Raw genomic sequence first — 21,908 nt, 5'->3', positions numbered from 1 at the left:
TCCAGACTTTCTAAGCGTTGGATCTTTCTCTTTAGAACAATGTGTGAGGTAAATTCGGATCATTTTGTTTCAGATCCAATCGATCTGGCTGAGAAGATCCAAATTGTAGAATCAGCTGCCAAGCATTTCGGTACATGGCGCTCTTTGGCTTACGCTGGCGTTTCTCAGCTTCTACAAAATGAATTTCACTGCCGTAGCTGATGAAGATATCAACCGGAAAAACATAGAACACATCAAGATCTGCAAGGTAAGCAAGAGCAAAATCGAAGTCAGTTGGCTGATAGACGTCCCGAAGCATGACGCGGCGATTTGTTTTAGTCCGACGATTATCAACGACATAATTACCAGAGGGTTCATCCAACCAAGCAGATTTCACCTGAATCTTGATTAACCTTCCCGACACATCAAAGACCAAATCATAGGGAAGTCGATCGCCAACAGGTTGCAGCACACCCCACCCCTGTTTCAGCGCATAGAGGATCGCAGCTTGCTCAGCAATATCGCCCCTTAGCTTAGTATCCATACTTCTAAATCTGTTTAAACGACTAGAGCGGTAGACTCTTTTGAATCTACCGCTCTAGATTTGGTGGCGGGGCATGGATTTGAACCATGGACCTTCGGGTTATGCTTACCACTACAACTTTCGTTGCCTGAACTCTGTTCAGTTTGTGGTCTGGACTGTCCCTTCACCCTCAGCTTTCCTGTTAGGGTGCTTGCCTAACCAGTCTCTACACCTTCCTCTTTCGAGGCTTGGTTCGGGATTACCGCGCTATTGGCTTCCCCGACTTAGACAAGTAAACACACATCAGTTTCTTGATATGCCGCCCATCTAGAAAATCAGCTTAAAAGCGTATAACTGATCTTCGATCCGAGCCCGACGAGCTACCAGACTGCTCTACCCCGCGTCGCTGTGTGCTTTCGCTTGGCAACTCAACCAGTATAACCATAAGTCCCCAAAAGTTGCAATACCCAATTTAAAGCGAGAAGATAGAGAGGTTCTTATTTGAGCCGAAATCATGGCGACTTGGCGGTGCGTAAAATATTGTGGAGCTTGCTGCAACCTCGATCCGAGCGATCGACCAGAGTTAGAAACCTATCTCAATCCCGAACAACTCCATCTGTATCTCAGCATGGTCGGTGAAGACGGCTGGTGTGTGAATTTCAACCAAACGACTCGCGAATGCGAAATTTATGACACTCGACCGAGCTTTTGCCGCGTCACGCCGGAAACCTTTCAGGAGATGTTTGGCATTGAGCCAGAAGAATTAAACGAGTTCGCGATCGACTGCTGTCGCGAACAGATCGAAGCCGTTTATGGCGATCGCAGTTTGGAGTCGTTGAAATTTGAGCGAGAAATTGGACTCTAGCAAAAGAAAGCATTTGCGGGTATAGTGTCAGAATAATGAAAAGAAAATGAAAGTAGTTTCATGCCTTCTCCTGACCTCCCCACCCTTGAAACACAAGAAGTCATCATTCTTGAAAAGACCCAGCCTAGCCTGAAGGCGAATTTTCTGAGCGCCTTCGGTTCCACTTTCATCACGATCTTCTTAGCCGAGTTAGGCGATAAGACCCAACTGGCAACCTTGCTGATGAGCGCTCAATCTCATCATCCTTGGATCGTGTTTGCGGGCGCTGCGACTGCACTCGTGGCAACCAGCTTAGTCGGCGTTCTGGTCGGGCGTTGGCTCTGTCAAAACGTTTCTCCAAAAACCTTGGAAAAAGCAACCGGTGGAATTCTCTTATTAGTTGCAGCGCTGTTAGTTGTCGATGTCATGGGGATGTAAATTATGGACTGGCAATTAATGGGCATTAGTTTTGTCACTGTCTTTTTAGCAGAGCTAGGCGATAAAAGTCAGCTTGCCGCGATCGCGCTCAGCAGCAACAGCAATAACTCTCCCAAAGCAATTTTTCTTGGAACTGTAGCGGCGTTAGTTCTAGCCAGTTTTATTGGTGTGATTCTTGGAGAAGGAACCGCACAGCTTTTGCCGACAAAATGGACAAAAATCATTGCAGCGATCGGATTTTTGATCCTAGCCGTACGACTCCTTTGGTTTAGCAACTGCGAAGAAGAAGCGTAACCCCATTGCAATTCTACAATTTAGAAAAAATTAGAGAAAAAGCCTCCAGCATTTGGAGGCTTTTCAATGGAGTTCACCGCACGAATTGGAATTCACCATTCCAAACTTGTCTAAAATTCACGTTTCAGCAGCCATCCCCCTGCAAGTAGCTTGCACGATTCAAGCATCCAATAGCCGATGTGAAGCTGATCCATTCCCGTTGGAACTTGCGCAGGCGCAAAGAGATTCAGATTCAAGCCGAGCGCACTCATCTGAGGCGACAGCAAATAAGTGCAAGTTATCGCGATCGCAAACAACACTCCAGCTAATACGATCGAAGTTAAAGTCTTCTCAGACTGCTGCTGAACTAAAACACTCGTCAAAACCGAAGCAGCACAAAGCAATTCTAAGCGATTAAATATCCAGAAAATTCCATATCCAGCCGTTGCAAAATCAGGCTGCGACATCATTCCAGCTGCAAATAGACTTGGCAGAACTACCAAATCAAGCAACACACTACTGCTGATCCAAAATGCCAAGGTGAGGATCAAAATCTTTCGCCAATTTACAAAATTGGAACTGACTTTTGAAGCGACAGTCATAACGCAGACCTATGCTCGAATTACTCTAAATTCAGCCTAACAAATCCCACTTTAGACGATGGATTTGAGATAAGAAACTTAGCAAAGAAATTTAGATCAAAAATAGAGGATCTAGCGATAAAAACTAGATCCTCTATTCAGGTAATCGAACATTAAAATATAAATCGAAACTGATCAGAATCCTGCAACTTCCATCTTGAGAGATGCAATATCCTCCTTAATTGATAACAGTACAAACTCAATTGGCTACGTATCTTCTGAAAACAGCAAGATATCCAGTTGCAGGGGCTTTGAGGCGGAGACACAGAACTCAAAGCGGTGGTATGGAGATTGAGGAGAAACATCTCTCTGTGTCTGCATTTAAATTAGCATTTCTCTCCAAAATTGACGAGCGAGTTTAATAGTTAAAAATCGAAGTTAATATAAGTTAATCTTCTCTTAAACTCCGGTTTAAAGTACGATCGCTTAGACTGAAAGTATTGCTCTACATCGCTTTATGAAAAGCCAATTCGCTGCAATTGTCTTCAGTCTTTTGAGCTTGACGCTTCCCGCTCAAGCCGTACAAGTTCGAGGCACAACTTACTTTGTCTCCCCACCTCGGCTAGTCGGTGCATCCACCACTCAGAATCATGTCTATGCTTGGAGCGCAACCTACTACTTTACGTTAGAGATTCCAGACAATTCGGGCGAACCCCTGCAACGAGTGACGATCGCTCAAGACGATGGAGTTGATCGGGTTCGGTTCAATCTCAAGGAAACAGAAGCCTTCGACGGCGATCGGCGATCGCGCACTAAACTTGGACTCGGTGAAGTTACGCTTGACGAGAAAACCAAAGCCGTAACTGTTAACTTCAATCCACCAGTTCCGGCTGGAAAACGAGTGACGATCGCACTTGCACCAGAGCGCAACCCCGCTTACGGAGGAGTCTACCTGTTTGGAGTCACTGCCTTTCCCACAGGCGATCCAGCCTATGGACAATTTCTAGGATTTGGGCGCATCTCAATTTACGACAATCGCTTTGATTCGTTCTTTTTCCGTCCTCGATTTCGGCATTAGCTACAGATCGATCTGTTTCTATCCCACATCAACCCTTGCGCGGCTGCAAACTCTGTATCTTCTATTCCGCAAGCTTTAGTGCCACTTCGGGAACAGGAACATCTTGCACCAAAATCGATTTTGTGACTAGTCATACTGAAACTGTGAGAGTCCCCAGGAGTGAACCCATCATGCAAGCTTCTCTACGCTGGTCAATTTTTCCGACTGCGATCATGGCTGTTTTCGCAATGTCTAATCTCGCTGCAAGTCAACAAGTGGTCTCGATCGCCTCTAATACGTCGCCCATTACTCTCAATGGCATATCCGGAGGTGACAAAAAAGATTCAAGCTGTGCTGGCTTCATTGGCGATCGTCCAAATCACACCGTTCAAGTCACTGCCGATCGTAATCTCAAATTTACACTTCAAGGCAGCGGCGAACCGACACTATTGATCATCGGTACACAAGGACAAAATTTTTGTGTCCAAGCTGATCGTCTTTCTAACGGCAAGGTGGAAATTCCAGGGCGATGGACAAAAGACAATTATTCAGTCTTTGTAGGAGACAGAGGACGGGCGCGAAATCCTTATACATTGTCTATTTCTCCGCAATAGAGCAGACAAATGAGCCGCTCGATACGAACATATCTGCTCTCAAACACGATCATTTCAAATCAACAAGAGTGCCGATCCTTCTAACAGGATCGGCATTCTAATTAAGAGTGACTTTTCTTGTGTTCCGCTTCTTGCCCCAATTGATTGACTATCGCAATCAAATCCTGCACTGCCGTCTCTTTATTACAAAACGCATCCACTTTTGCCGTCTGCAGCATCACCTCAGTTTGAGGATCTTCTAACGACGAATACGCCAAAATCTTAATCTGGGGATGCACGCTCTTAATCTGAGTTGAAGCACTCAGCCCATCCATGACAGGCATTTGTAGATCCAGAACGATCACATCGGGGCAATGCCGATCCGCCATTTCCACAGCTTCTCGTCCATTGCTCGCTAAACCTACTAACTCGATTCCCGCTTGACGCTGCATTGCTAACTTCAAGCTAAATCGGGTTAGTTCATGATCATCGACAATTAAAACACGCAACACTTTGCACTCACTAGACAGCATGGGACAACCGACCGATAATTCGAGTGTTACAGGAGAGTGTAGCGAGACGAACACTCTGAAAACCTCTACCGCAAGGATTAATCTAGTCAGCCATTTTGGAGAAGAGCGAGGAGAAGCAAAAAAAATCAGCGATCCTTTTACTAAATCAAGCATTTAGAAGAAGCATCGCTGATAGCAACCGACAGACTTGAAAACTTACATCCAATCTTTCAATAAGGCTTGACGACGAGGGTGACGTAGCTTTCTCATCGCTTTCGCTTGAATTTGGCGCACACGCTCGCGGGATAAATCATAGATCTGACCGATTTCGCTCAGGGTGTAGTGCTGACCATCCGTTAAACCAAATCGCAACTTAATAATTTCACGCTCACGATCGCTCAAATGATCCAACACGGAGTTGAGGCGATCGACTAATAATTTGTGATCCAGATTATCGTTGGGTGCAACATTATCTGCATCTTCGATCAGTTGCATTAATTCAGTATCTTCATCGCGTCCCACCCAAGCATGAAGCGATAAAGTACGCTGGCTCACGTCTAGAACCTGCTCTAACTTATCTTCCTCCATATCCAGCGCGCCTGCTAACTCTTGCTTGGTCGGCTTGCGACCGAGTTCTTGAGAAAGCATTTGCCGAACTTTACGAACCTGATTGAGCTTTTCAACCATGTGTACGGGTAAGCGCACTGTTCTTGATTGAGACGCAATAGCACGGGTGATCCCTTGACGAATCCACCAGTAGGCATAGGTTGAGAACTTATAACCCCGTTCGTAATCGAACTTTTCAGCAGCCCTCATCAGACCCATCGCCCCTTCTTGAATTAGATCTAAGAAAGGTACGCCCCGATTCAGGTACTTTTTCGCGATCGAAACAACTAAGCGCAAATTTGCCCGGACTAACTTCCGCTTTGCTCGCTCTCCTATGACTCCACCTTTTGAAATTTCTCTAGCGAGCTCAATCTCTTGTGCCTGAGTTAAAAGGGGGTAGCGTGCCATCTCTCTCAGGAACATTCCAACCGAGTCATCTGATAGACCTAAATATTCGCTGGTTTTACCACGCAGCGATTTCGCCAAAGCTTCGGGTGAAAGATCTTCATTTTCGAGAGACTCGAGTTCGGAAAGATCGATATCGCCCTCAGTTACAACTGAGTCAACCGGAAAGGAGTCAGTGGGTAATTTAGTTGCCATTGTCAGGTTACGCTGGGTCTTTAATTTTTTCGGAAAGTCATCTTCAACTGCAACCTACTGTAATCGAAATGTTTGAGTTTGGTTCAGTAAAATAACGCTTTTTTGATTGTTTTTTATGCACTTTATCAAGGCTTAGTTTATGAATTGAAATGAGTCCGTTTTTTCGCTGAATTTCAGTAGCTATACGGAAGAAACAACACGGTGGAAAGGCGGTATAGTAATCGGTTTTTGCTTAAGTAACTGTCCAGAACTTTCACTGAGTTGTACAGTTACACTAACTCATTTTAAGAATTAGATCCGGGGAATTGCAGTGGTTTTTTGAAGAAATTTGAAATTGTGATGTTTCTCCGAAATATTGCGGAGGAATCAAAGAAACCTGGATCGATTCAATTTGAATTTTGAAATTAGTGTCTTTGTAGAGTAACTTAGACTACAAAAAATAGCGCACTAATTTGAAGAGTTAAAGACAAAAGTCGAAGATTGACACTTTTGAATGGGATAACCCAAAAAAACACGCCCTAAAGTACACTCAGGGCGTGTTAATGCAAAGATTGACAGTAGATTAGTCGCGGTTGCTCAATTTCCAAGTTGCGCCAGAAACGAGATTCGTCAGAATGTGCGCCACAATCGGGACTAAGAGATTTCCTGTCCAAACGGCGCTCAGACCTAATGCTATGCCGACTAAGGATGCCCATACGACATACGACCATTGTTTAAGATTGCTCATATGCAGGACTCCAAAACAGAGGCTTGATAACAGAACGCCAAGCTCATCTAAGCCAAACTCTGGCAGCATGACCCCTCGAAATAAGAGTTCTTCACTTAACCCGGGAAGTAACCCAAGCCAAAGCAGATCAGGAACGAGCAGGGGTTTGATCACCATCGTGAGATATTGATCCGCACTTCTGCGATACTCTCCCCAAATCCGGTAGACGATCGCACTAGCAATCGAGATGCCAACGCCTAATGCTAGTCCTTCAAGCCAGGCTTGAACTGAGAAGCGAACGGGCAACATTGATAACTGGCTAAAATGAAGCCAAATTTTAGAAACAACTAATAGAACAACCGCGGTTACCCCCATTGCAATGAGAACTTGGGTACGAGTTAGCGGCTGCATTTCCGGCGTATCAGGAATTTGTTGTGCCACAGTAAATTTAAGGTGCTTGATTTAAGGCTCACAGTATAACTCAAGCGCTCGAAAGGAAACTAGAGGCTAAATTCCTGTAAGTTGCGATCCCCGAATCGATTGATCGAACCGTTTGAGAGCAGCGATTTCTGGACTTAACGCTGTCGGGTTGATCCCTGCACGATCGCAGATCAAAATCCCGATCGCTTCTAAATAAGATTTGACGATTGTTGCGCGAATTCCCAAAGCTTCTGCGGAAACATTAAGCTTTGTCTGGTTCTCTTGCACGGCAATAATTCGCGTGCGTGTCTGACTGAGATGCAAGATTGCACTCCCTCCGCAGGCAGAAGCAGGAATCACTAAAGCATTCATCTGATCCGCCCAAATTGCATGAGCCTTAGGAAATTCTGTAAATTGTGGTGCACGACTCAAACCGACTAAGACACAAGGTAAGAAAGTATGTCCTAATTCTTCCGCTGCCGATCGCGGAGAGAGATCAGGATCCAGGGGTAACGCAGACAAAGCAGGCGCGTGTGCACAAGGCACACGAAATGTGCGCACAATGAGATGACTGATCACCGCTTCTGCTCCAGATAGCGGATCTACACCTTGCCCATGTCGATAGTTCTGCAATGCTTCACTACCTGTATCGTCAGGAAATCGAGCGACAACCGCGATCGCATCGGCTCCAGCCTGAATGAGTTTCTCAGCCGCTCTCAATAAGCTATCAGGATGCTCGATCGTGCCCCAGGTCGCGCCGGACTTTGCCGTTCTTAATTCAACATTCAAAGGCTGATCTGTGACCACATAGTCCAAAATATTTAGTCCTAATGTGGCTCTTGCAGCATCCGCAACTTGTAAATGCCTTAGTTTCAGATCAGGTTCGATAGCTTGATCCAAAATCAAGCCAATCCGATTCGAGGTAGTGGGTAACAATCCCCAATGTCCAGCAGCGAACTGATCTAACCCATAGCCTTCTACATAAAGTGCATTCGGTAGATTCCAGTAGAGTTGTGCGCCGTTGAGAACATTGGGGTGCGTGATCAAACAATCTGCAACTTCCGAGATCGCGCGCGCGACAGGCATTGCATCCCCTGCATATCCGCCGATTGCAGCTCCAATCCCAGTTGGAACAATCAGCCCAACCGTAAATGATGGTTTATTCACGAGTCACGACCGCTTCGATCTCAACTGTATTTGCATCAATTCGAGTAATTGCCCACCGCAGAGGCTCACCGAATTGACGCAGTTTTTGTTCGATAAGTGGATGTAACTCTCGAACGGGAGCTAAAGAAAGTTCGATCGTAATAAAATCCGTGATCATCCTTGCTGTCCGAATTGCTTTTTGTAAACGGTTTCTTCTTTTTCGGTTTCGAGTTTGATATTCGATCGCGGATACGAGACACAAAGCAGCGCATATCCTTGCGCTTGTAAATCGGGGCTTACACCCATCCCGTCTGTTTGATCGACTGTGCCTTCTGTAATCAACGCAGCACAGGTCGTACAAACGCCCGCTGTACAGGATACAGGGAGATTCAAACCTTTATCGTCATTCGCAACACTGAGAATCGTGCGATCGTCGGGCACTTCGATCGTGTAGATCTGACCTTGATGTGAAATTTCGACAGTATAAGTAGCCATAAACAATGATGTCTGGAGGATCATTATTATCCATCACGAGTGGCGATCCTGCCAGCGCAAAAGTTTTGCTGACCATTCTAAATTTATCCTCAGTTAATAGCCCCTTAACCTCTTCTCAGTCGGAATTTAATAGCCAAGTGAGATGCTGCTGTAAGACCTGAAAAGTGCGTCTTTATCGATCACGAGGTTTCTACTAGTAGGATCGCTACTCGTGCCATATTTTCAGATATTTCTAAGAGTGATCTATCGTGCTCTCTTCACGTCAAATGATCCAACTGCGGGGATAAATAATTTTGAGTTGATATTGACGGGTGGATCAGGCAAAAGGAACAGTAATAGCAATAGTACTGATTTCAGGAAAACGGCAGCAGCAATGCGATCGCATTTTACTCTCGTTAAGACCAGCACTGATTCGGGCATTCTAACCAATGATGAGCTTTGACCCAGAAAGAGATGAACGATCCGATTGCTCCAATCGTGAATCAGTTTGACCAAGATCCGAGTGCAATTCGGATTCAAAAGTTACTAGTTTACGTGTGTCGAAATCATTGGGAGAGTGAGATGTCCCTTTTCGATGCTAGCCAGTGGAGATCACTGATCGAAGAAGTCAGAATCGCGTATCCGACACTCGACCAATTGCGCTCTCGTCTGACTCATCAAATCGGAACGCTGAATAAATCCAAAGAATATGCCGCAATTGGACAAATCATTCTTTCTGTTCTAGAGGGACTTTATGCCGAAGGTGCGGTCACGATGGTTAGCGCGTCACGGCGATCCACGAAATTAGAACAAGATATCAACATTCATCGCATCAAGAAGCTTCTTATCTACACTTGTAAAAAATATTGGGAAGCGAATTCTTACATCATTGAACAAACCGCTCTTCCGGACCTGATTGATACTTTGATCAAACAGTATCCCACCACTGCAGAACTGCGATCGGGGTTGAATAAAATGGTGAAGACTTTGAATAAATCGGTTGAGTATGCATTGATTGCAGAGATCATTATTCGTGAAGTAGAACCCCTGTATGGCAATGATCAACCAGCAGACAATTTAGCGCTGTGTGATCCGATTGACTTATTTGATATTCGGCGTGCGATTCTCAAATCTGCAAACCCTCTACAGACAAAGGTTTTACTGTTTTCATCCGTTTACTATTTGTTCGAGTTTTGTGAGCAAGATTGGTCAAATCTCAAACTTTATAGCTTAGATGGATTACTGCGAACCGTTGTGATTCAATCGGCAACGCTCGAGGAACTCCAGCAGCTTTTAAATAGTAAAGCGAGTCAACTGCGAGATCCAGATACTTATCTAGAGATTGTGCCTGTGCTAATCAGATCTCTGAAAAAGGATTACAACGATCTCCGGCAAAAATTGCAACAAGTCTCTAGCGTGAGTAGTCTTGCAGATACAACGATTGCACGATCGACTCGCGCATTTTCCTAGAAGTTGGGAAAACTGAACATCAAGATCTTCGTAGGGCTGCATGACGATGAATGCTCAAGAATTGATGCGACAGTATGATGCCGGAAAACTCAACTTTTCGAGTCAAAATTTAAGCAGAATTAATTTGATAGGGGCGGATTTAATTGGCGCCAATTTGGCTCAGGCAGATCTCAATCATGCAGTTTTAATTCTAGCTTTTCTCAATCGCGCAAATCTGAGCCAGGCAAACTTGTTGCAAGCGAGCCTGAGCGGAGCAAATCTCAGTCAAGCTGATTTACTCAATGCGAATTTACGGGATGCAGATTTACACGGCGCAATTCTCTGTGGAGCTGATTTGCGTGGGGCTGACCTTTCACTCGCGATCGCATTAGATGCAAATTTTAGTGGTGCGGATTTGCGAAATGCAAACTTTAGCGGAGCCGACTTGCGCGGGGCGGATTTACGCGGCGCAAATTTTAGAGAGGAGAAACGCGCTTATGAAGGCGCAACGCTACGCGGAGCCGATTTACGTGGGGCGGATTTACGCGGCGCAAATCTGAGTGGAGCGGATTTAAGTCGCGCCAATCTCGCAGGTGCAAATCTCAGCGAAGCGAGTTTGAGAGAGGCTAACTTGGCGCAAGCGAATTTGAGTGAGGCAATTTTACGCGGTGCTTTTCTGACCGATGCGAACCTGAGCGAGGCAAATCTGACTCAAGCGAGCCTCAGAGACGCAAAGATGAATCGATCGATTCTCAATCAAGCAATCCTCAGCCAAGCGAATCTCTCAGAAGTGACCTTAAACCATGCAAAATTACATAAAGCGAAGCTCGATCGTGCGAATCTGACGCGCGCTCAAATGAATCAAGCAGATCTAAGTCGCGCGGATTTGCAGAATGCAATTTTAATGGATGCCGTTTTAGTCGCCGCTTATTTGGGACGTGCTGATTTGCGTCAGGCAAATCTGACTCGTGCGAATTTTACACGCGCTGAAATGAGTAGTGCTTTAATGACAGGTGCGATCACGGATTCTATGATTCAACCCGATGGTTCAACTGTATCGTAACCTGTCGTTCCAAGAACATAGAAGAACTCATACAAACACTCTCTCGAAACCACCCAATTTTTTAATTGTCTTCTCTATCTAGCACTTGATAACGCTGCTTTAAAGCAGAAAAAGAGGGTACGATCGTACCCTCTCAACGTTGATTGAAGACTTCAAATTTAAAGTTAAACCTGACCACCAGCAGCCTGCAATCTAGCGCGCGCACGCTTCAATGCTTGAGTTGCTTTCAATTGGTCTTCTTTAGATCCACCTTGTTCTGCTTGAGCAAATTTGGTTTGTGCGTCCGCGTAAGCAGTTTGAGCAGCAGTCCGATCGATATCTTCACCACGTTCTGCCCCATTGACTAGAATCGTGACTTCATTCTTCTCGACTTCCGCAAAACCGCCCATCACTGCGATCGGAACCCAATTTTTCTCAGCCCGAACGCGCAGAACGCCCGTTTCTAAAGCCGTCAGCAAGGGAGCGTGACCTGAGAGAATGCCCAGCTGCCCTGTAGTGCTAGGAAGAATCACTTCCTCAGCCGAAGAATCCCAGACTGTTTTGTCTGGTGCAATTACACGAACAGTTAAAGCCATAGTAAAAAATGAAGGTAAAGGGTGAAATGAGAAGCGGTGAAGGATGAGAGTTCACCCTTCACAATTCAGATTTTCCTGGCAATTAGCCCGCCTTCATTTTTTCTGCTTTCGCGATCGCTTCATCGATGTCGCCAACCAAGTAGAATGCTTGCTCTGGCAGATCATCCAATTCACCAGCCAAGATCTTCTTGAAGCCTGCGATGGTTTTCTCCAGGGTTACATACTTACCAGGAGATCCGGTGAAGACTTCTGCCACGAAGAACGGCTGAGACAAGAAGCGCTCAATCTTACGTGCACGAGCAACGGTCAAACGATCGTCTTCCGACAATTCGTCCAAACCAAGAATCGCGATAATATCTTGCAATTCTTTGTAGCGTTGCAGTGTCGATTGAACTGCACGAGCCGTATCGTAGTGGTCGTTTCCAACGATGCTGGGTTGCAACATGGTCGAAGTCGAATCCAATGGATCTACCGCTGGATAAATTCCTTTTGCAGCCAAACCACGGGAAAGAACGGTGGTTCCATCCAAGTGAGCGAAGGTGGTTGCAGGTGCGGGGTCAGTCAAGTCATCCGCAGGTACGTAAACTGCTTGAATCGAAGTGATCGAACCTTCGGTCGTCGAGGTGATCCGCTCTTGCAAGTCCCCTACGTCTGTACCCAAAGTCGGCTGATATCCTACCGCAGACGGCATCCGACCCAAGAGTGCGGATACTTCAGAACCGGCTTGCACAAACCGGAAGATGTTGTCAACGAACAGCAATACGTCTTGCTTGTTCACGTCGCGGAAGTATTCTGCCATCGTCAATCCTGACAGACCGACGCGCATCCGTGCTCCCGGCGGTTCGTTCATTTGACCGTACACCAGAGCGATTTTCGATTCGTTCAGGTTGTCTTTTTTGATTACGCCAGACTCGATCATTTCGTTGTAAAGGTCATTTCCTTCACGAGTCCGCTCACCTACACCTGCGAATACGGATACTCCACCGTGATTCGTTGCGATGTTGTTGATCAGTTCCATCATGATGACGGTTTTGCCGACACCCGCACCACCGAACAGACCAATTTTTCCACCACGACGGTAGGGCGTGAGCAAGTCGATCACCTTAATTCCAGTTTCAAAAACTGACGGCTTCGTTTCGAGTTCGGTCAGTTTCGGAGCGGGGCGGTGAATCGGAGAAGTTTCAGTGTTATTGACCGGACCTTGGTTGTCCACAGGTTCGCCCAATACGTTAAAGATTCGTCCTAAAGTTGCGGTTCCAACGGGGACGCTGATCGGTGCGCCCAAGTCTGCAACCTCCATGCCGCGAACTAAACCATCGGTGGAACTCATTGCCACCGCACGAACTTGGTTATCGCCCAAAAGTTGTTGCACTTCGCAGGTCACTGAAACGTGTTGACCTGATTCGGTTTGACCCGAAATGGAGAGTGCGTTGTAGATTCGGGGCATTTTGCCACCGGGAAATCGAACGTCCAATACGGGACCGATGATTTGTGTGATGTAACCGATGTTTGTTTTCTCTGCGGTGGTGACCATGAAGAACGCCCTACAAGTTGTGGTTCTACTATTTGTGAATAGACCGTGTGAATACACGGGTTGCGCGGATTCGCCAAGAGTTAGCTTATCATTGAAGGGTTACAGATGATTAAGCAATTTTTCCTATTGTGCGATCGTTTGTTGTCTATGACACTGCGAAGAAATTGAAGCGCAAATCTGAGTGAGCAAGGATGGACTCAACTCATGTTTTGAGATTTTTCAAGACGCTGTAGAATTTTGACTAACTCCGAAATAATCGACTGTAGAGCGTTTCATGAGACATGCTGGCGATCGCGAATCCCCATCCACACGTTTCAAGTTCATCATCGCTTAGATCCGCGATCGTACTTTTCCCCATCTCTTCGCCCAACTTCAGCAGCAACTTTTGCCCAGAAGTTTGTCCCAATGGAATTAATTTCACGCCTGCGCTGACGAGATTCGTTGCCCAACTGTGCAGATATGCAAGAAGCGCCGAGGATTCTTCAATTTCCCAGAGTGCCGCGACGAGTCCGAACGCGATCGCGAAATTGCACCCGTCTGGAAAATTTGGAATCGGTTCGGGATAGAGCGCGCGAAATAATCGTAAAAGTGAACCGCCCATTTGTAGACTTTGCGATCGCAGTTCTTCGGTTTCGCGAGCGGCGGTAAACCATTGATTCCACTCCAGCACGCGATCGAACTCTTGATTCAGTGTGGCGCGATACGATCGCAGCATCATGGCTGCTTCGAGCCGAACTGCACCATAGTTTAATTCTTGAATGATCCAATGTTCGAGAGCATCGACATTGTGAATCACACCGCTATGTACTAGAGTTTCTAATCCTTCTGAATAGCTATATGCGCCAACAGGCAAAGCAGGACTTGCCAATTGCAAAAGCTTAGTGAGAGTGTCCATACGCACCGGATTCGGGTTGAAAGGGAACGATTTCAGATTTCACTTGGAGTCCGCGATGTTCTAACAAGTCTTGCAGCACGGGGTCAGGTGAAAGTCTCAAATACGCGCTACTAATTTCTAGCGGAACGTGGCGATTGCCTAAGTGATAGGCAGCTTGGAGCAGCTCTAATGACTGCGAGGTTGTGATGGTTAGAACAGGTTCAGGCTTCGCTTGAATTTTGGCGAATTTTCCCTGATCAGATTCCAGCCAGTCGCCATCTTTGAGCGTTGTGCCTCTGGGAAGATTGAGATACACTTCTTGCCCGTCATCAGATTGGAAGAGAAAGCGAGATCGCGTTCTCTCTTCAGCCGTGAGCGAGAGAATATAATCCGGTGAGGATTGAGGGGGAATGCGTCGGACGAAAGTCGGAGTCACGATAACAAACTGAAAACGAATTGTTCTCAGAGTATCGTGCTGTGATTTGAGAGGGCTAAATTTTTAGAATATCGATCGCTTTGCCATTTGCCTGCATCGATTCAGAAAGTGCGACTAAAGTTTGGACTAACCCCGCACCGAGCCAACCTGAAGAAATTGCTGAAGTTCGATTGTGCTGAACGCAGTCTAAGAAATGATTGCAGACTTGTTGAAGCGGTTCTTGATTTTGGAGGTCAAGAATTTCGCGACTTTGTGCGATCGGTCTAAATTTCTCGTCAAATTTTCCCCACTGTACAGTTAATTGATCTTGAGCCAGTTCGTCAAAAATCAAACTGCCATTCTCGCCAACAAGACACGATCGCCGCTGTTTGTCTGGATTGAGCCAGCTTAAATGCAGTCTTGCTTCAAAGCCAGAAGGATAAGTCAAAGTCGCCCAAACGGTATCGGCTAACCCTGCTTGTAACCAAGTCGATCCTTTTGCTTCAACTTGGCAAGGCGTTTCACCGAGCCAAAAATTTAGGATGGCAATATCGTGAATCGCTAAATCCCACATTGCATCGACATCAGAGCGAACGGGGCTGAGATGCGATCGCGTTGAATACCCATATCGCAACTGCCCAAGTTTGCCAGATTGGACGAGTTCTCGACCCCGCAACACCGCAGGATGGAACAAATAAGTGTGATCGATAACGAGTTGACGCTGTTGTTCCTCAGCTAAACGGCAAAGTTGGACTGATTCTGCAAAACTTAACGTCAGAGGCTTCGCTGCGAGGACATGCAGATCTTGTTTCAGTGCGGCGGTGATGAGAGTATTGTGAGTCGTGGCGGGAGTCGTAATCGCAACTGCATCGAGTCCACTCATGTCTAAAACGTCTTGCCATTGCGTGGTGCAGAAAACGTCTAATTCAAATCGTTGCGCGATCGCTTCTAATTGCTCAAGGCAGGGATCGACGACTGCCACCACTCGCGCTCTGGGATTGTGAAGAAAATTCCGCAGAAGATGCGCTCCCCAACGTCCAACGCCAAGCAGTGCGATCGCTGTTTGCTCTGACATAACCAACCTCTTAAAATCTTGGGCTGGTTAAGTCTCCTGACCGCTCAGCACCAAAAACGCCTCTTGCGCGGCTGCTTGTTCGGCAGCTTTGCGCGATCGACCTGTTCCTTGTCCCATACAGCGTCCTTGAATCCAGACTTCTGAAACAAAGCGGTTCGGATCATTGTGAGTGTTCCCCATTTCCTGAGTACGATATTCAGGGAGCGTTTTCTGATGCCCTTGTGTCCAGTTCTGCAAAGCAGCTTTGTAGTTTTGCCGAGCCGGATCAGCGAGAATTTCTTCAGCAAGGGGGTGAAATTGCTCATCGAGCCAAGGATGAATCAAACTGAGGTTATGAGTGCTTAGGTAAAGTGCTGCAAGAACGGCTTCGAGAGAATCGGCAAGCCGAGAATCACGTCCAGCCGGATCAGATTTGGCACTCGATGCGACGAGAAGATAACGATCGAAGCCAAAGGAATCTGCAATTTTGGCAAGAATACGATCGCTCACTAGAACAGATCGAATTGCAGTAAATTCTCCGACTTTCAAATCCGGATAAGTCTTGAGCAGAAATTCGGCAGCTGCTAATTTCACCACTGCATCGCCTACGAATTCAAGCTGTTCGTAGTTTCGTTCGGCTGAGAAGGTAATGTGAATCAGCGCGAGATCCATCAAATTCCAGTCGATCGCGTCGAGCTTTGATAGCCCTAATCGTTGAGCCAGTGCGTGGAGTTCCTGCTGACGGCGCGGGTAGGCAAGAGACATGGGATCAGTAAAAAATCAGGCTGTTCCCATCGTAGGGGTGAAAGGACACTCCGACAAATTTAAGCGGATTTCAAAACGGCATAGGTGCGCTCGATTTCGCTAACGGTTGCGCTTGTCAGTAAGGGCACTTCCGGCGTTTCATGCCGATTCATCGAAATCGTGGTGACTTTTAGCTGATCTGAACCGGGGAGAAATGACATCGTTCCAGTTCTGCTGCCCCGCCAGTGTTGGACTCTAACTTGCTCGATCGTGCCCGGAAAGACACCCGCTAAAAGCGCTAACACTTCGCTGGGTAAGCCAATCACGACTTGCCGCCCAAAAAATTCTTCAAATCCGGCTAATAATTTTTCCGCCCGCATCATCGGGTCAGGATGTTCGACGATTTTCTGAAGCCATCGTCCCCACTGAATTCTTCGTCCATAGGCTCGCCGACGTTCGTCAAAGGTTTGAGTCGGAATTAATTCAGGAGACCCGATCGCAATCACAGCGCGATAAATCGGTTCGACGCCGCAATTCACTGCTGCACCGGGTCCGGCAAACTCTGCGTGATATTGCTTACAGAGGATTAAACCGCTCTTTTTATGTTCGCTAATTGCGAGCAGGGATTCTGAGGACGGGCATACCTCGGAATGCTTCGGGAGTTCGAGTGTAGAAGCTTGACTTTTCACAGACTTACCCTACGGGGGTGCAAGTGGGCGATTGACTGACGAACGGCTCAGACGCGGACGTTTAGCACATTTATAGTAGACCAGGCAACCCCAACTCATTGCTTAACTTTCATGGACTTTGCTGAATCTACATATTGGTTCCCACTGTTTAAAGTAAGTTCAAGAAGAAAAGCGCGGATCACAATTTCTGAAGGGAGTGATTCTCAGTATCGGGCGCGCGATCGAGGGAAAAGTCCGTGTTTTCCACGAGTTTAGAAGCGGGTCGAGAAGAGTTAGACATAAGCCGGATTCTGTTCTCTTCATATCAAAGACATGAAGAGGGCAGTTATCTATCTGGGATTGAAGTTACCTTCAACCTCAAGCGGTTCACAATCGTCCGCAGACATGTCCGCAAACAATTCGCCGAAACAGGAAAAAACCCAACCTTTGTTTCGTCTGACCTTGCTCCCAACCGGGGTTTACCGAGCCAATACCTCTCGATATTGCTGGTGCGCTCTTACCGCACCTTTGCACCCTTACCAACGGAGTTGGCGGTATCTTTCTGTGGCACTATCCTCACGCTCACGCGCACTGGGCGTTATCCAGCAAGTCTGGGTTTTTGGGAGTCCGGACTTTCCTCAGATTTAGTTGTGCTAAATCCGCAACTGCCGCGCTGACTCTTCTCTGTTGTTTAGTCTAGCGGATGAAGGGTGGGGAGTGGGGAAGTGGGGAGTGGGGGAGAAGAATTATGATTTTTGGGTTTGGTTATTTCTCCTGATCTACCTATGGCATTTTGGGATTCCAGGGAAGTCCAGCTGTCCAGTCGAGTTTACGGACGTTGAAGCGACAGACGAGGCGAATGCGATCGCCGGTTGGAGAGGTGCCGAAACCGATGAAGCGTAAGACGAGATCGAGGTCGAACTGGAACGGTTCTTTGCTATTGACGAAGTTTTTGTAGAGTTTTTTCTTGGCTTCGGGGGCTTTTTTATTGGGTTCTGAAAAGTCGATTAAAGTCTTGCTTGCTTTGATCGTGCTATCTTTGCGAGCCATCATGTCTTCTGCAAAGATGTCCTCGAAGAGGGTTTTTCCAGGAGCAATGACGCTGAAAACTTGACGCTGAAATAGATCAGTCGAGTCGCCAGGAACGGAACGGGTGACCCGACGCGATCGCTTATCGTACTGTTCGGTTAAGACACAGTAGTCCCAATCGACATAGAGCGCCCGATCTTTCGTTTTGTTATTGATTCGGATTTGTAGCTTTTCCAGGTTGTGATATTCATAGCGACTGTTGAACTTAAAGCTAACGCCAACGGCATCAGTTAGATTTTGGTCGGCGAGCTGCTGCTTTAAGTCGTCCTCGTCGAGCCAGACCATCACTTCATCGTTGAATGAATTGACGATTTGGTAGAGGACGTAAGTAACGCACAAAAAATAGACCGTCAGTAAGACAAAATCGAGTTCAGTCATTCTCTTGGAGCAGATACAGCTTTGATTCTGTTCTTATACCATTTTGAGATTGGTTGTGTTCATCGATCAAAAAATCGGCGCAAGTTGCAATTGCGCCGATTCTTTCAAGACAAATTTAGAAGTTAATTTAACGCTCAAAATCTTTTTTGGCGTGTTTCCGATCGTAAACATCTCCACTAAATGGCTGTACTCCTGACTCTGGATACTGGTCATCTCTTAAACCGAAGATTCGACCAAATGCGCCGGAGAAATAGTCTACTACGTCTACTACAACTTTTGGAACGCTCATGAAATCACCTCTGAAGTTTCTAGGTCAACCAATTCAATGGGTGAATGATCTCTTACTGAGTCAATTATCAGGATTTCAAGAAAAAATGACTAGCGATCGCATCAATTTGTTAGAAAGAATAGGCTTTTTTCGGTGTTTCTTAAAGCTTTGTATTTTTGTTTTAAATAGCAACATAAATGAAGAGGGAGAACAGGCGCGATCGCGACAATTTCTTTACAAATCGAGAGGCTGATTTTTGTCGAATTCACTATAATGCACCGCGCATCACACATAAATTCGCTAGAAAAATCAGAAAGGGTCGCTTGACTTTTGGTTAAATTAACTATAATTTAGATGAAGAAGCGCTTTCAACTGCCCCCTAACTCTCACAACCCTTTTGCATCTAAGGAGGATTTGGGTGGAAGACCTTAAACTGACAATTCAACCTGAAGATTACAGTCTGCTCACTGATTTATATCAGTTAACAATGTCAGCTTGTTATGTGGGCGAGGGTTTGGATCAACGACGTGCCAGTTTTGAGCTTTCAGCGCGACGCTTGCCCAAAGGTTTTGGTTACGCGATCGCGATGGGTCTCGCACAAGCGTTAGATTATTTAGAAAGTTTTCGATTTAGCTTAGATCAAATTTCAGCACTGCAAGCCACCGGGATTTTTGACGATGCGCCCGCTGAATTTTGGACGGTGCTAGAAACAGCATGCTTTGAAGGAGATGTGTGGGCGGTTCCAGAAGGGACAGCAATTTTTGCCAATGAGCCATTTTTGAGAGTTGAAGCTCCGCTGTGGCAAGCGCAATTGGTGGAAACTTATTTGCTGAATGTGATTAATTATCAAACTTTGGTCGCAACTCGTGCGGCGCGGCTGCGAGATATTGCAGGCAAAGATGCGACCTTGCTAGAGTTTGGAACTCGGCGCGCGTTTAGTCCACAAGCCTCAGTTTGGGCAGCCCGAGCGGCATTAGCAGGTGGACTTGATGCAACATCAAACGTCTTGGCAGCTTTGAAGTTGGATCGTAAACCTGCTGGAACGATGGCGCATTCGTTGGTGATGGCGCTGGGTGCGATCGAAGGTACTGAATCTCAAGCGTTTCATGCTTTTCATCGCTACTTTCCAGGTGCGCCATTATTAATTGATACCTATGACACGATCGCTGCTGCTGAAATGCTGTCTAAACAGCTTCAAGCCGGAGAAATTCAGCTTTCGGGTGTGCGGCTTGATTCAGGTGACTTAGTTGATCTCTCGAGAAAAGTACGATCGCTGCTGCCTGGCGTTCCGATTTTTGCCAGTGGCGATTTAGATGAATATCGGATTGCGGAACTGAAAGCTCAGGGTGCGTGTATTGAGGGCTATGGTTTGGGAACGCAACTCGTAACAGGTTCGCCTGTGAATGGCGTTTATAAATTGGTCGAAATTGATGGCATTCCTGTGATGAAGGAAGCGCCTGGAAAGATGACTTATCCAGGGCGCAAGCAAATTTTTCGAGGAGAAAACCGCGATCGCTTAGGTTTAATCACAGAAGCTGCAAATGGTGAAATTCCCTTATTACAATTAGTCTTGAAGCAGGGAGAGCGAGTCAATGAGCCTGAGACGATTGCTGAAATTCGCGATCGGGCAACGGTCAATGTTGCGCGATTGCCAAAAGCGGTTCGATGTCTTGAAAACCCGGTATCGATTCCAGTCGAACTATCCCAAGCGTTATTTGAGTTAACTGATCGTACCCGGAGCCGTCACGCATGAGAATCGCGTTATTTGGAACAAGTGCCGATCCGCCTACGACGGGACATTTAGAGATTTTACGCTGGCTCTCGCAGCGATTTGATCACGTTGCAGTTTGGGCTGCCGACAATCCGTTTAAGTCTCAGCAAACTGAGTTGAGATATCGAACCGAGATGCTGAAAGTTTTAGTGGATGAGCTAGCGTGTGCCAACGTGGAAGTGCATCCAGAGTTGAGCCATCCGAGAACTCTGATTACGGTTGAGCGCATTCAGCAACGCTATCCGAATGCAGAATTAACGTTAGTGGTCGGATTTGATGTCGCGAGGCAATTATCGAAATGGTATCGTGCTCAAGAATTGTTGCAGCGCGTTCAAGTGTTGGTGATTCCGCGATCGCGCTATTCATTTACTCAAGAAGATTTGGAGCAGTTGAAGACTTTGGGTGCGAAGACTGAGATTGCCCCGGCAAGTGTTCCAGATGTTTCTTCGACTGCATATCGCGAAGGCTGTGACTTATCTGGGGTGACCGCTTCAATTCAGGCTTATATCGATCGGGAGCAATTGTATCCATGCCACGCACACATCGAAAAACAACCAGTTCATTAATAGGAGAGAAGCTTGCAGATTTCAGGGTGGGAGTCGATAACGCGATTTTCTCAGTCGATACGGCACAAAATCGGTTACTGGTTTTGCTCGTAATGCGTCATGAGGAGCCGTTTTTGGGTCAGTGGAGTTTGCCTGGCACACTGGTTCGCCAAGGGGAATCGCTAGAAGATGCGGCGTATCGAATTCTGTCCGAGAAGATTCGGGCGCGTAATCTCTATTTGGAGCAGCTTTATACGTTTGGTGGCCCCGATCGCGATCCGCGTGAGGCGAAAGATAGTTATGACGTGCGGTATCTATCGGTGAGCTATTTTGCGTTAGTTCGATTTGCAGAAGCTGAACTGATTGCAGATGGGGTGAGCGGAATAGCTTGGTATCCTGTGGATCAATTACCTGAACTTGCCTTTGATCACAACAAGATTTTGGAGTATGGTCATCGACGTTTAAGAAACAAGTTAGAGTACAGCCCGGTTGCGTTTGATGTATTGCCTGAACTGTTTACGCTGAGTGATTTGTTTCAGCTTTATACGACTGTGTTGGGAGAAAACTTTTCAGATTATTCTAATTTTCGATCGCGCTTACTCAAGCTTGGTTTTCTCTCAGATACGGGGGTAAAAGTTTCCAGAGGGGCGGGACGACCTGCTAGCTTATATCGCTTTGATGCTGAGGCATTTGCGCCACTAAAAGATAAGCCTTTAGTGTTTATTTGAG

Annotated in this window: 27 protein-coding genes and 1 other RNA gene; 10 read left to right on the top strand and 18 right to left on the bottom strand. The window is 46.5% G+C overall.

The window, feature by feature from the left end; translation table 11 throughout:
• Positions 1-31: 31 nt before the first annotated feature.
• Entirely contained in the window at positions 32-523 is a 492-nt protein-coding gene (locus OU814_RS14425) for a group I intron-associated PD-(D/E)XK endonuclease (RefSeq protein ID WP_268183795.1), read from the bottom strand.
• Positions 524-1,016: 493 nt separating this feature from the next.
• Between OU814_RS14425 and OU814_RS14420 the strand changes: the two genes are divergently transcribed.
• The 3 genes from OU814_RS14420 to OU814_RS14410 are packed head-to-tail and all read left to right on the top strand — an operon-like array spanning position 1,017 to position 2,078.
• Entirely contained in the window at positions 1,017-1,367 is a 351-nt protein-coding gene (locus OU814_RS14420; protein ID WP_017286673.1) for a YkgJ family cysteine cluster protein, read from the top strand.
• Between the two features lie 60 nt (positions 1,368-1,427).
• Complete coding sequence (locus OU814_RS14415) at positions 1,428-1,784, top strand: TMEM165/GDT1 family protein (protein WP_017286672.1); 357 nt, start codon at positions 1,428-1,430, stop codon at positions 1,782-1,784.
• 3 nt (positions 1,785-1,787) lie between these two features.
• On the top strand, positions 1,788-2,078 hold the full coding sequence (locus OU814_RS14410; RefSeq protein ID WP_017286671.1) for a TMEM165/GDT1 family protein: 291 nt from the start codon (positions 1,788-1,790) through the stop codon (positions 2,076-2,078).
• 110 nt (positions 2,079-2,188) lie between these two features.
• Here the strand turns inward: OU814_RS14410 and OU814_RS14405 are convergent, their stop codons facing one another.
• Positions 2,189-2,659, bottom strand: coding sequence for a DUF4149 domain-containing protein (locus tag OU814_RS14405; protein WP_017286670.1), 471 nt, complete (start codon positions 2,657-2,659; stop codon positions 2,189-2,191).
• A gap of 496 nt (positions 2,660-3,155) precedes the next feature.
• Between OU814_RS14405 and OU814_RS14400 the strand changes: the two genes are divergently transcribed.
• Together OU814_RS14400 and OU814_RS14395 are read left to right on the top strand one after the other, a co-directional pair.
• Positions 3,156-3,716 (top strand): DUF2808 domain-containing protein, encoded by a 561-nt coding sequence (locus tag OU814_RS14400; RefSeq protein WP_190649120.1) that lies wholly within the window; start codon positions 3,156-3,158, stop codon positions 3,714-3,716.
• Positions 3,717-3,886: 170 nt separating this feature from the next.
• Positions 3,887-4,309 (top strand): hypothetical protein, encoded by a 423-nt coding sequence (locus tag OU814_RS14395; protein ID WP_190649123.1) that lies wholly within the window; start codon positions 3,887-3,889, stop codon positions 4,307-4,309.
• A 101-nt stretch (positions 4,310-4,410) separates the two neighbouring features.
• Here OU814_RS14395 and OU814_RS14390 read toward each other — a convergent pair whose 3' ends face one another.
• The 6 genes from OU814_RS14390 to OU814_RS14365 form a co-directional block, all read right to left on the bottom strand.
• Complete coding sequence (locus tag OU814_RS14390; RefSeq protein WP_268183788.1) at positions 4,411-4,800, bottom strand: response regulator; 390 nt, start codon at positions 4,798-4,800, stop codon at positions 4,411-4,413.
• Between the two features lie 216 nt (positions 4,801-5,016).
• A complete protein-coding gene (locus OU814_RS14385) occupies positions 5,017-6,006 on the bottom strand; it encodes a sigma-70 family RNA polymerase sigma factor (RefSeq protein ID WP_017286666.1) in 990 nt (329 codons plus the stop codon).
• 562 nt (positions 6,007-6,568) lie between these two features.
• The gene (locus tag OU814_RS14380; RefSeq protein ID WP_268183782.1) at positions 6,569-7,153 is read right to left on the bottom strand and encodes a CPBP family intramembrane glutamic endopeptidase; all 585 of its coding nucleotides are present in this window, start codon (positions 7,151-7,153) and stop codon (positions 6,569-6,571) included.
• A 66-nt stretch (positions 7,154-7,219) separates the two neighbouring features.
• On the bottom strand, positions 7,220-8,299 hold the full coding sequence (locus OU814_RS14375) for a DUF3326 domain-containing protein (protein WP_268183780.1): 1,080 nt from the start codon (positions 8,297-8,299) through the stop codon (positions 7,220-7,222).
• Positions 8,292-8,456, bottom strand: coding sequence for a hypothetical protein (locus OU814_RS14370; RefSeq protein WP_017286663.1), 165 nt, complete (start codon positions 8,454-8,456; stop codon positions 8,292-8,294). Before OU814_RS14370 ends, OU814_RS14375 begins: the two co-directional genes overlap by 8 nt.
• Positions 8,453-8,773: a 2Fe-2S iron-sulfur cluster-binding protein gene (locus tag OU814_RS14365; RefSeq protein WP_017286662.1), complete on the bottom strand. Its 321-nt coding sequence runs from the start codon at positions 8,771-8,773 to the stop codon at positions 8,453-8,455. Before OU814_RS14365 ends, OU814_RS14370 begins: the two co-directional genes overlap by 4 nt.
• A gap of 453 nt (positions 8,774-9,226) precedes the next feature.
• Here OU814_RS14365 and OU814_RS14360 point away from each other — a divergent pair, with 453 nt between their 5' ends.
• The gene (locus OU814_RS14360; RefSeq protein WP_268183776.1) at positions 9,227-10,222 is read left to right on the top strand and encodes a hypothetical protein; all 996 of its coding nucleotides are present in this window, start codon (positions 9,227-9,229) and stop codon (positions 10,220-10,222) included.
• 46 nt (positions 10,223-10,268) lie between these two features.
• Entirely contained in the window at positions 10,269-11,264 is a 996-nt protein-coding gene (locus OU814_RS14355) for a pentapeptide repeat-containing protein (RefSeq protein WP_026148450.1), read from the top strand.
• Between the two features lie 164 nt (positions 11,265-11,428).
• Here the strand turns inward: OU814_RS14355 and atpC are convergent, their stop codons facing one another.
• The 10 genes from atpC to OU814_RS14305 form a co-directional block, all read right to left on the bottom strand.
• A complete protein-coding gene (gene atpC / locus OU814_RS14350; protein ID WP_190649129.1) occupies positions 11,429-11,839 on the bottom strand; it encodes an ATP synthase F1 subunit epsilon in 411 nt (136 codons plus the stop codon).
• 82 nt (positions 11,840-11,921) lie between these two features.
• Positions 11,922-13,373, bottom strand: coding sequence for a F0F1 ATP synthase subunit beta (gene atpD, locus OU814_RS14345; RefSeq protein WP_017286658.1), 1,452 nt, complete (start codon positions 13,371-13,373; stop codon positions 11,922-11,924).
• Positions 13,374-13,614: 241 nt separating this feature from the next.
• Positions 13,615-14,268 (bottom strand): urease accessory protein UreF, encoded by a 654-nt coding sequence (locus OU814_RS14340; protein ID WP_268183772.1) that lies wholly within the window; start codon positions 14,266-14,268, stop codon positions 13,615-13,617.
• The gene (gene ureE / locus OU814_RS14335) at positions 14,252-14,683 is read right to left on the bottom strand and encodes an urease accessory protein UreE (protein WP_268183769.1); all 432 of its coding nucleotides are present in this window, start codon (positions 14,681-14,683) and stop codon (positions 14,252-14,254) included. Before ureE ends, OU814_RS14340 begins: the two co-directional genes overlap by 17 nt.
• Before the next feature lie 55 nt (positions 14,684-14,738).
• Positions 14,739-15,737, bottom strand: coding sequence for a Gfo/Idh/MocA family protein (locus OU814_RS14330; RefSeq protein ID WP_268183767.1), 999 nt, complete (start codon positions 15,735-15,737; stop codon positions 14,739-14,741).
• A gap of 27 nt (positions 15,738-15,764) precedes the next feature.
• Complete coding sequence (rnc, locus tag OU814_RS14325) at positions 15,765-16,481, bottom strand: ribonuclease III (protein ID WP_017286654.1); 717 nt, start codon at positions 16,479-16,481, stop codon at positions 15,765-15,767.
• Positions 16,482-16,540: 59 nt separating this feature from the next.
• Positions 16,541-17,149: a hypothetical protein gene (locus OU814_RS14320; RefSeq protein ID WP_017286653.1), complete on the bottom strand. Its 609-nt coding sequence runs from the start codon at positions 17,147-17,149 to the stop codon at positions 16,541-16,543.
• A gap of 264 nt (positions 17,150-17,413) precedes the next feature.
• Positions 17,414-17,809, bottom strand: an RNA gene (gene rnpB / locus OU814_RS14315) — RNase P RNA component class A.
• A 102-nt stretch (positions 17,810-17,911) separates the two neighbouring features.
• Positions 17,912-18,595: a hypothetical protein gene (locus OU814_RS14310; protein WP_268183763.1), complete on the bottom strand. Its 684-nt coding sequence runs from the start codon at positions 18,593-18,595 to the stop codon at positions 17,912-17,914.
• Positions 18,596-18,722: 127 nt separating this feature from the next.
• Complete coding sequence (locus OU814_RS14305) at positions 18,723-18,884, bottom strand: hypothetical protein (protein WP_172410470.1); 162 nt, start codon at positions 18,882-18,884, stop codon at positions 18,723-18,725.
• 397 nt (positions 18,885-19,281) lie between these two features.
• Here OU814_RS14305 and OU814_RS14300 point away from each other — a divergent pair, with 397 nt between their 5' ends.
• The 3 genes from OU814_RS14300 to OU814_RS14290 are packed head-to-tail and all read left to right on the top strand — an operon-like array spanning position 19,282 to position 21,907.
• Positions 19,282-20,616, top strand: a complete 1,335-nt coding sequence (locus OU814_RS14300) for a nicotinate phosphoribosyltransferase (RefSeq protein ID WP_268183760.1) — start codon at positions 19,282-19,284, stop codon at positions 20,614-20,616.
• A complete protein-coding gene (locus tag OU814_RS14295; RefSeq protein ID WP_268183758.1) occupies positions 20,613-21,200 on the top strand; it encodes a nicotinate-nucleotide adenylyltransferase in 588 nt (195 codons plus the stop codon). The genes OU814_RS14300 and OU814_RS14295 overlap by 4 nt, the downstream gene beginning before the upstream one ends.
• The gene (locus tag OU814_RS14290; RefSeq protein ID WP_017286647.1) at positions 21,164-21,907 is read left to right on the top strand and encodes an NUDIX hydrolase; all 744 of its coding nucleotides are present in this window, start codon (positions 21,164-21,166) and stop codon (positions 21,905-21,907) included. Before OU814_RS14295 ends, OU814_RS14290 begins: the two co-directional genes overlap by 37 nt.
• Position 21,908: the final 1 nt, after the last annotated feature.

This window comes from Leptolyngbya sp. GGD, from assembly GCF_026735145.1.
Classification (GTDB): domain Bacteria; phylum Cyanobacteriota; class Cyanobacteriia; order Leptolyngbyales; family Leptolyngbyaceae; genus Leptolyngbya; species Leptolyngbya boryana.
Note: the sequence above shows the minus strand (reverse complement) of the source record. Positions and strands in the feature narration are given on the sequence as shown.

Bases quoted from the DNA above. Each gene is read 5' to 3' on its own strand.
- atpC (WP_190649129.1), bottom strand. From the start codon at position 11,839: ATGGCTTTAACTGTTCGTGTAATTGCACCAGACAAAACAGTCTGGGAT.
- OU814_RS14305 (WP_172410470.1), bottom strand. From the start codon at position 18,884: ATGAGCGTTCCAAAAGTTGTAGTAGACGTAGTAGACTATTTCTCCGGC.
- OU814_RS14415 (WP_017286672.1), top strand. From the start codon at position 1,428: ATGCCTTCTCCTGACCTCCCCACCCTTGAAACACAAGAAGTCATCATT.
- OU814_RS14360 (WP_268183776.1), top strand. From the start codon at position 9,227: ATGAACGATCCGATTGCTCCAATCGTGAATCAGTTTGACCAAGATCCG.
- OU814_RS14340 (WP_268183772.1), bottom strand. From the start codon at position 14,268: ATGGACACTCTCACTAAGCTTTTGCAATTGGCAAGTCCTGCTTTGCCT.
- OU814_RS14295 (WP_268183758.1), top strand. From the start codon at position 20,613: ATGAGAATCGCGTTATTTGGAACAAGTGCCGATCCGCCTACGACGGGA.
- OU814_RS14420 (WP_017286673.1), top strand. From the start codon at position 1,017: ATGGCGACTTGGCGGTGCGTAAAATATTGTGGAGCTTGCTGCAACCTC.
- OU814_RS14410 (WP_017286671.1), top strand. From the start codon at position 1,788: ATGGACTGGCAATTAATGGGCATTAGTTTTGTCACTGTCTTTTTAGCA.
- OU814_RS14355 (WP_026148450.1), top strand. From the start codon at position 10,269: ATGAATGCTCAAGAATTGATGCGACAGTATGATGCCGGAAAACTCAAC.
- OU814_RS14330 (WP_268183767.1), bottom strand. From the start codon at position 15,737: ATGTCAGAGCAAACAGCGATCGCACTGCTTGGCGTTGGACGTTGGGGA.
- OU814_RS14365 (WP_017286662.1), bottom strand. From the start codon at position 8,773: ATGGCTACTTATACTGTCGAAATTTCACATCAAGGTCAGATCTACACG.
- rnc (WP_017286654.1), bottom strand. From the start codon at position 16,481: ATGTCTCTTGCCTACCCGCGCCGTCAGCAGGAACTCCACGCACTGGCT.
- OU814_RS14310 (WP_268183763.1), bottom strand. From the start codon at position 18,595: ATGACTGAACTCGATTTTGTCTTACTGACGGTCTATTTTTTGTGCGTT.
- OU814_RS14385 (WP_017286666.1), bottom strand. From the start codon at position 6,006: ATGGCAACTAAATTACCCACTGACTCCTTTCCGGTTGACTCAGTTGTA.
- atpD (WP_017286658.1), bottom strand. From the start codon at position 13,373: ATGGTCACCACCGCAGAGAAAACAAACATCGGTTACATCACACAAATC.
- OU814_RS14370 (WP_017286663.1), bottom strand. From the start codon at position 8,456: ATGATCACGGATTTTATTACGATCGAACTTTCTTTAGCTCCCGTTCGA.
- OU814_RS14290 (WP_017286647.1), top strand. From the start codon at position 21,164: ATGCCACGCACACATCGAAAAACAACCAGTTCATTAATAGGAGAGAAG.
- OU814_RS14425 (WP_268183795.1), bottom strand. From the start codon at position 523: ATGGATACTAAGCTAAGGGGCGATATTGCTGAGCAAGCTGCGATCCTC.
- OU814_RS14405 (WP_017286670.1), bottom strand. From the start codon at position 2,659: ATGACTGTCGCTTCAAAAGTCAGTTCCAATTTTGTAAATTGGCGAAAG.
- OU814_RS14395 (WP_190649123.1), top strand. From the start codon at position 3,887: ATGCAAGCTTCTCTACGCTGGTCAATTTTTCCGACTGCGATCATGGCT.
- OU814_RS14400 (WP_190649120.1), top strand. From the start codon at position 3,156: ATGAAAAGCCAATTCGCTGCAATTGTCTTCAGTCTTTTGAGCTTGACG.